Annotated in this window: 6 protein-coding genes; 3 read left to right on the forward strand and 3 right to left on the reverse strand. The window is 70.2% G+C overall.

The features are described from left to right. Positions 1–877, forward strand: an 877-nt coding sequence (locus D7V97_RS36400; protein WP_233583443.1) for a ThiF family adenylyltransferase, incomplete at its 5' end; no start/stop codon positions are given. Here D7V97_RS36400 and D7V97_RS36405 read toward each other — a convergent pair. Next, positions 878–1,843, reverse strand: coding sequence for a PD-(D/E)XK nuclease family protein (locus tag D7V97_RS36405; RefSeq protein WP_120615213.1), 966 nt, complete (start codon positions 1,841–1,843; stop codon positions 878–880). A 140-nt stretch (positions 1,844–1,983) separates the two neighbouring features. Between D7V97_RS36405 and mutY the strand changes: the two genes are divergently transcribed. Together mutY and D7V97_RS36415 are read left to right on the forward strand one after the other, a co-directional pair. Next, positions 1,984–3,174, forward strand: coding sequence for an A/G-specific adenine glycosylase (mutY, locus tag D7V97_RS36410; protein WP_120615214.1), 1,191 nt, complete (start codon positions 1,984–1,986; stop codon positions 3,172–3,174). A gap of 177 nt (positions 3,175–3,351) precedes the next feature. Next, a complete protein-coding gene (locus tag D7V97_RS36415) occupies positions 3,352–3,597 on the forward strand; it encodes a DUF2934 domain-containing protein (protein WP_120615215.1) in 246 nt (81 codons plus the stop codon). 14 nt (positions 3,598–3,611) lie between these two features. Here the strand turns inward: D7V97_RS36415 and D7V97_RS36420 are convergent, their stop codons facing one another. Continuing rightward, complete coding sequence (locus D7V97_RS36420; protein WP_120615216.1) at positions 3,612–4,706, reverse strand: hypothetical protein; 1,095 nt, start codon at positions 4,704–4,706, stop codon at positions 3,612–3,614. A gap of 56 nt (positions 4,707–4,762) precedes the next feature. Next, positions 4,763–8,254: a methionine synthase gene (metH, locus tag D7V97_RS36425; RefSeq protein WP_233583444.1), complete on the reverse strand. Its 3,492-nt coding sequence runs from the start codon at positions 8,252–8,254 to the stop codon at positions 4,763–4,765. Positions 8,255–8,258: the final 4 nt, after the last annotated feature.

Genomic DNA, 8,258 nt, shown 5'->3' on the forward strand with positions numbered 1-8,258 from the left:
CTCCCCCGCCGCCGAGCCCGAGGTTCCCTCCAGCGCCCCGGCCGCGCCGAACGTCGTTGCCGAGCCTTCGCTCGCGAAGCCCTTCAAGCTGTCGCGCAGGTTCGACCGGACGGCGCGCCTCCTGGGCGACCAGGCCATGGAGCGGCTGGCCAACTCGCACGTGGTGGTGTTCGGCCTGGGCGGCGTGGGCAGCTTCACCGCGGAGGGGCTGGTGCGCAGCGGCGTGGGCCGCCTGACGCTGGTGGACCACGACGACGTCTGCGTCACCAACACCAACCGCCAGCTGCACGCGACGGTGAAGGCGGTGGGCAAGTCCAAGGCGGAGCTGATGGCGCAGCGCTGCCAGGAGATCAACCCGCAGGCGAAGGTGGAAGCGCTGCGCGAGTTCTACCGCGAGGAGCTGGCGGAGACGCTGCTGCCCGCGGGCCGCTACGACTTCGTGGTGGACGCCATCGACAACGTGAAGGCGAAGCTGCACCTGTTGCACCGGTGCGTGACGCTGGGCGTGCCGGTGGTCAGCTCCATGGGCGCGGCGGGCCGCCTGGACCCCACGGCCATCCGCGTGGAGGACCTGTGCGAGACGCACATGGATCCCTTCGCCAAGGACATCCGCAAGCTGCTCAAGCGCAAGTACGGCGTGGAGACCGAGCGCCACACGGGCATCACCGCCGTGTACTCCATCGAGACGCGCCGGCAGCCGGTGCCCCTCAACTACGACGACGCCACGGACGGCTTCCTGTGCGTCTGCCCGCAGGACAACGAGTTCCACACCTGCGACCACCGCACGCAGATTGACGGCAGCGTGGCGTTCGTCACCTCCGCATTCGGCATGAACGCCGCGGGCGTGGTGGTGCGCAGGCTGGCGGCGACGCGGTAGTCAGGCGACGCGCGGGCGCGCTTCCGCCACCGCCGCCTCGCGGCCACACGGGCGGCGGAAGACGCAGCGGGCGCAGGCGTTGAGGTCACCCGTCTGGGGAAAGGCCTCCGCCCCCTTGGGCGTGTTGGCGGCCGGATCCGCGAGCAATGCCCGCATCCCCGCCACGCTCTTCGCGAAGTGCTGGTGGAACGACGCCATGGCGGAAGGGTCCACCGCCACGTCGTGCTCCAGGCCCTCGTTCAGGTACACCAGCGACGCGCGCACCTTCTCCAGCGGGTAGCGGTAGCGCTGCGAGATGTAGAGCGCGTAGCCCAGCACCTGTTCGTCGTAGCCCTCGCGCGAGCGGCCCGTCTTCCAGTCCACCACCACGACGGAGCCCGCTTCGTCCACGTAGGCGAGGTCGGGAATGGCGAAGACCTTCACGCCCTCGTGGATGAAGTGCGCGAAGTCAGAGCCCGCGTCCACCTCCAGCCACTGCGCGGGCTTGAGCCCCTTCGCGATGCCAGGCCAGCGCGACTGGAAGAACCACGCGAGCGCCGAGCGCACCGTCTCGAAGTTCTGCTTCCACGCCTCGTTGGGGATGGCCTCTCCGTACTCGTGCTCCGCGAGGCCGGTGAAGGGCTTGCGGTACTTCTGCGTCCAGTACGCCTTGGAGCGCGAGTGCCGGAAGTCGTCCTGCATCAGCTTGTGCGCCCGGGCCTCCACGGCCTTGGGGTCCACCTCGCGGCCGGCGCGCCAGTCCAGCAGCACGTCCTTGAGGGCCTCGTGCACGATGCTGCCCGCCCACGTGTAGCGGTTGGACAGCTTCTTGAGCACGTACAGCTCGCGCACGTCGCGCGCCGCGTCCGCCTCCCAGCCGCCCCAGGAGCGGTAGTAGTAGAGGTAGTAGGCCCGAAGGCACTCGGAGAACTTCTCGTGGCGGCTCTTGGACCAGGAGAAGTCGTTGTGAAGAGGAGGGCGGGCCATGGACGCGGTGCATCCTATAGACGATCGCCCGTCCCGCCAGAAGGAGGACGAGCGGGGAGACAACCGCCCGGAATGTGGATAGACGCCGGGTGCGCCCGACCGCACGGGTATGGTGGCGGACAGCCACCGCTGAGAATCACATGAGCCCACGCAAGCGCACCGCCATTGCGGCCCTCCCCGCTCCCGTCTCCCCTGAACGTCACGCCGCCCTGCGCGGTCCGCTGCTCTCCTGGTACGACCGGAACAAGCGCGACCTGCCCTGGCGCCGCACCCGCGACCCGTACGCCATCTGGCTCAGCGAGGTCATGCTCCAGCAGACCCAGGTGGCCACGGTGATCCCATACTGGGAGCGCTTCCTCGCGCGCTTTCCCACGGTGAAGGCGCTGGCCTCGGCCCCCCTGGACGACGTGCTCTCCGGGTGGAAGGGGCTGGGCTACTACACCCGCGCGCGCAACCTGCACCGCGCCGCGCAGGAGGTGGTGGAGCGCTTCGGCGGGAAGTTCCCCCCGACGGCGGAGGCGCTGATCACCCTGCCCGGCTTCGGCCGCTACACCGCCGGGGCCGTGGCCTCCATCGCCTTCAGCGAGCCCGCGCCCATCGTGGACGGCAACGTGGCCCGCGTGCTCTCGCGCCTCTTCGAGGTGGAGGGCCTGCCCGGCGACCGCGACCGCGAGGCCACGCTGTGGGCGCTGGCCACGGAGCTGGTGAAGGGCGAGCGACCCGGAGACTTCAACCAGGCGCTGATGGAGCACGGCGCCACGGTGTGCCGTCCGGAGTCACCGCTGTGCCTGCTGTGTCCCGTGCGCGACGGCTGCTTCGCGTACCGCAAGGGCCGCGTGGACGAACTGCCTCCGGCCAAGGTGCGCGCCGCGCCCCGGAAGCTGTTCCTGGCGCTGGCGGTGTGGCCGCACGCGGGCACGCTCCTCTTCGCGCGGCGCGCGGACAAGGGGCTCTTCGGCGGACTGTGGGAGCTGCCCGCCGTGGAGGTGGAGGAAGAGACGACGGAGGCCGACGCCACCCAGCGGCTCTCCACGACGCTCGGCGCGGCGCTCACGCTGGAGGGCACGCTGGACAGCGTGCGCCGGCAGCTCACGCACCGCGACCTCACGCTGCGCCTCCTGCGCGTGTCCGGAAGCCCGCGTCCCACGAAGTCCACCGCGTTCCAGGAGCTGCGCTGGTGCACGCCTCAAGAAGCAGAGGCACTGGGCATGAGCACCGCGATGCAGCGCGCGCTCGACGCGGCCTTGGGCCATGGCGTGATGGGCGGTGATGCGCCCGCGGCGCCTGTGAAGAAGGCTCCCTCACGCGGCAGGAAGGCGACGGAGCGCTGAACCTGGCGGCCCGCCTTCCACGCGCTGAAACACTGGACCCGGGTCGTGCGTTGGCGTCCAACCGACAACAGTGCGCGGACCGCGCTGTCGCTCCGACAACCCCCGACCCATGGGGTCGCTTCCGTGACGCGGGGGTTCGCCTGAAGCTGCGGAACGCCATTTCCCGGAGGAGTTTCCATGGCCCGTCAGAACTCGCAGAAGTCGCCCCAGAGCCCGGCCCCGAAGTCCACGCCGGAGCGGACCCAGGACTCAGCGGCCCAGCCGGCCGCGAACGCCCACGCGACCCGGAGCCCTCCTGCGCCCACGAACGAGCAGATCGCCCGCCGCGCCTTTGAAATCTACCAGGCCCGAGGCGGCACCCACGGCAGCTCCGAGCAGGACTGGTTCCAGGCCGAGCGCGAGCTGAGGCTCGGCCGTCAGTAGTCCGCCGCTCTTCTTCAGTGCGCGGGAGGCAGGCCCTGCTGCGACGGGCGCTCGAACTCAAGCGCCCGCTTCAGCCGGCGCTGCGCCTGCTTCAACTCTTCGAGGATGCGCTCGGCGTCCATCACCGAGCGCATCGCGAGCCCGCACGCGGGCGTCAGCAGCACCGTGGACACAGCCTGCGCGAAGCCGATGCCCTGCGGAAGGGCCGCCTTCAGCGACGCCTCCACCGAATCCGACAGCTCCTCCACCGAGTACGTGGACGCGAGGTCCGTGGGGATGACGCCCAGGCTCAGCGTCGCGCCGGACGACAGGAAGCGCTCCAGCGCCTCGCGCTCCTCCAGCATCGCGTCCAGCGACAGCCGCACGTCCAGCGACAGCAGGTCCGCCTGCGCGTCCAGCAGCACGCCCCAGTCCGTGTTGCCGCAGCAGTGGATGCCCACGAGCGCACCTTCGCGCTGCAGCGCCACCACCAGCAGCCGCAACTCCTGCTGCGCCAGCAGGTGCTGCGGGTTCATCCGCACGTAGGCGTAGAGGCCCGGCTCATCCAGGTAGAACAGGGGCGTCGTGCCCGTGCGCTTGAGCGCGCGCACCATGGCCAGCGCGCGCACCATCACCAGCCGGTACAGCGCCGCGTCCAGGCCCGGCACCGCCAGCACCGGCTCATCCGTCGCGGTGCGCACCACCGAGCGGACCGTGAAGGGCCCCGCGAGCTGTGCCTTCGCGAACGCGAGCTTGCGGTGCTCCACCTCCCACAGGAACGGCTTCCACGCCCGGCACGCGTCGGCCGTGGGCTCGAAGGCCTCCAGGTTCCCGGACGCCAGGGCCCCGTCCAGCTTCGCCTCGAAGGCCGCGCGGCCGGCGTTCCACCCGTCCACGTCCACGATGCAGACGCCGTCCTCGTCGAACTTCAGGCCCGGCAGGCCCTCCAGCGCGGCGGGGATCATCAGCTCCGCGGGGTGGCCCACCGGCAGCTGCGGCAGGAACGGGATGTCCATGGCGAGCGCGGCCTGCAGGCCCAGCTCCACCTGGGTGTGCGGCAGGCTGCCAATGCCCGTGGTGGCACACGCGGGCAGGAGCTGGACGGCGCGACGGATGGTGGGCGAAGGCATGCGGGCAATCTAACCCTTCCGCGAAGGCAGGGCCCGGGCTTCGGGCCCCCCACGCATCAGGTGACGGAGAAATACGTGGCGTTCGGGTGGTGGAAGACGATGGCGGACACGCTCGCCTCGGGCTCCATCATGCAGCCGTCGGTGAGCTGCACGCCGATGTCCTCCGGCTTGAGCGCGGCGAACAGCTTCGTCTGGTCCTCCAGCCGGGGGCACGCCGGGTAGCCGAATGAGTACCGCTTGCCGGTGTACTCCGCGCGGAAGCGCTCCAGCATCGTCATGTCCGCCCGGTCCGGGAAGCCCCACATGCTGCGCAGCTGCGTGTGCAGGAGCTCCGCGTAGCCCTCGGCCGTCTCCAGCGCCAGGGCCTGCACCGCGTGCATCTTGAGGAACTCGCCCTTCGCCTTGAAGTCATCCGCCAGCTCGCGGATGCCGGTGCCCGCCGTGGTGACGAACATCGCCACCGCGTCCACGGGCTTGCCGCCCTCCAGCGGCTTCACGTAGTCCGCCAGGCACAGGCCGTTCTCCTTGTCCTGGCGGGGGAAGTCGAAGGACGTGACGGGCTCGCCCGTCGTCCCGTCGAAGAGGAGCACGCGGTCGCCGTCGCTCGCGGCCTTGTAGAACTGGAACACCGAGCGCGCGTGCATCACGCCGTCCCGGAGCAGCGCCTTCAGCTCCTCCACCGAGTCCTTCAGCGCCAGCGCCTTGCGGCCCTCCTCCGTCTTCGCGAGCTCCGCCTCCGCGGGCGTCCCCAGCGCGCGCGACGACGTGCGCAGGCCCAGGTGCCGGCCGTAGAGCATCACGGGGTTGATGAACTTCCAGATGTGATCCAACGGCGTGTTCGTCAGCACGTGCCGCGCGAAGTCCGGCGCGGGCGGCACCGTGGCCACCACCGGCACCTCCGTGCTGCGAGCGCGGCGCACGGGGGCGGCGGGCGCGGGGCGCTCCTTCACCTCCTGCGCGAGCTTGAGGCGACGCGCGGCCAGGTCCTCGCGCAGCTTCGTGTGGGCGCCGGGTTCGACAATCTGCTTCGCCAGCTCCAGACCGTTCATCGCGTCCTGGGCGTAGGCCACCGTGCCGCCGCCGTAGGCCGGGGCGATGTTGCGGTCCACGAAGTTGCGGCTGAGCGCGGCGCCGCCCACCAGGATGGGCGTCTCCACGCCGGCTCGGCGCAGGTCCTCCGCGGTGGCCACCATCTGGTGCGCGCTCTTCACCAGCAGGCCCGACAGCCCGAGGATGTCCGGCTGGTGCTCCTTCACCGCCTTCACCAGCTGCTCGGGCGGAACCTTGATGCCCAGGTTCACCACCTGGAAGCCGTTGTTGGCGAGGATGATCTCCACCAGGTTCTTGCCGATGTCGTGCACGTCGCCCTTCACCGTGGCGAGGACGATCTTCCCGCGCGACGCCGCCTGGGTCTTGCTCATGTGCGGCTCCAGGTGGCTCACCGCGGCCTTCATCGACTCCGCGCTCTGGAGCACCTCCGCGACGATGAGCTCGTTGGCGCCGAAGAGGCGGCCCACCTCGTCCATGCCCTTCATCAGCGGCCCGTTGATGATCTCCAGGGGCGGCATCTTCTGCATCGCGAGGTCCAGGTCCGCGAAGAGGCCGTCGCGCGTGCCCTCGATGATGTAGCGCTGCAGCCGCTCTTCCAGGGGCAGGCTGCTCACCTGCGCGCGCGCGGGCTTGCGCTCGCGGAAGTGCGCCGCGAAGGGCGTCACCGGATCCGCGCCCCGGTTGTAGATGAGGTCCTCGGACAGCTTGCGCTCCTCCTCCGGCAGGGACGGGTAGCGCTCCAGCTTCTCCGAGTTGACGAGCGCCATGTCCAGGCCCGCCTGCACGCAGTGGTACAGGAACACGGAGTTGAGCACCTCGCGGCCCGCGGTGGGCAGGCCGAAGGACACGTTGCTGATGCCCAGCACCGTGCGGCACTGCGGGAAGCGCTGCTTGATGAGCCGCACGCCCTCAATCGTCTGCACGCCGCTGCCGGTGTACTGCGCGTCGCCGGAGGCGCAGGGGAACACGAGCGGGTCGAAGTACAGGTCCTCCGCGCGCATGCCGTACTTCTTCGTCAGCAGCTCGAAGCTGCGCTCGGCCACCGCGAGCTTGCGCTCGGCGGTGACGGCCATGCCGATTTCGTCGATGCAGCCCACCACCAGCGCGGCGCCATACGCGCGCGCGAGCGGCACCACCTTCTCGAAGCGCTCCTCGCCATCCTCCAGGTTGACGGAGTTGATGATGGCCTTGCCCTGGCAGTACGTGAGCGCCATGGCGATGACCTTCTCGTCCGTCGAGTCGATCATCAGCGGCACGCGCACCTTCTTGACGACCACGTCCAGGAAGTGGCGCATGTCGTCCAGCTCGTCGCGGTCCGGGTTCGCCAGGCAGATGTCGATGACCTGCGCGGCGCGGCGCACCTGGGCGCGGGCGATTTCGGACGCGTCGTCGAACTGGCCCGCGACGATGAGTTCCTTGAACTTCTTGCTGCCGATGACGTTCGTGCGCTCGCCCACGATGATGGGGCGCTGCTCGTCCGTCACCTCCAGGTAGTCCACGCCGGACAGCGACGAGCGCGGCTTGGGCACCTCCGTGCGCGGCTTGAGCCCCTTCACCATCGCGGCCAGCGATTCGATGTGGCCCGCGTGCGTGCCACAACAGCCGCCCACCACGTTGAGCCAGCCGTTGTCACAGAAGCGCTTGAGCGACCGGGCGATCATCTCCGGCGACTCCAGGTACTGGCCGTTCTCGTCCGGCAGGCCCGCGTTGGGCACGCACGACACCGGGAAGGAGCTCATCGCGGACAGCGTGCGGATGTGGTCCGTCATGAAGTCCGGACCCGTGGCGCAGTTGAGCCCCAGGTAGAGCAGGTCCGTGTGCTCCAGCGACGTGGCCAGGCTCTCCACGGACTGGCCCGCGAGCATCGTGCCCATGGGCTCGATGGTGCCCGACACCGCCACCGGCAGCGCCCAGCCCAGCTTGTGGAACGCCCGGTCGATGCCGATGAGCGCCGCCTTCACGTTGCGCGTGTCCTGCGCCGTCTCCACCAGCAGGTAGTCCGACCCGCCCAGCGCGAGCCCCTCCGCCTGCACGGCGAAGTTGTCCACCAGCTCCTCGAAGGTGATGCCACCCGTGACGCTGATGGCCTTCGTGGTGGGGCCGATGGAGCCCGCCACCCAGCGCATCCGGCCGTCCTTCGCCTCCGCGTCCTTCGCGGCCTTCAGCGCGAGGCGCGACGCGGCGATGTTGATCTCCATCGCCTTGTGCCCGAGGTCGAACTCCGCCAGCACCACCGGCGTGCCGCCGAAGCTGTCCGTCTCCGTCACGTCCGCGCCCGCGGCGAAGTACTTGGCGTGGATGCCCTCGATGACGTCCGGGCGCGTGAGGACCAGGTTCTCGTTGCAGCCCTCGTACTCCGGGCCGCCGAAGTCCGCCGCCACCAGGGTGTGGTTCTGCAGCAGCGTGCCCATGGCGCCGTCCAGCACCAGGATGCGCTCGCGCATCGCGGCCTTCAGGGCCTCCACGCGCAGGCCGTGCTCCCCGGGGGGCAGCGGCAGGGGG

The sequence above is a fragment of the Corallococcus sp. CA053C genome, from assembly GCF_003611675.1.
Taxonomy (GTDB): Bacteria; Myxococcota; Myxococcia; order Myxococcales; family Myxococcaceae; genus Corallococcus.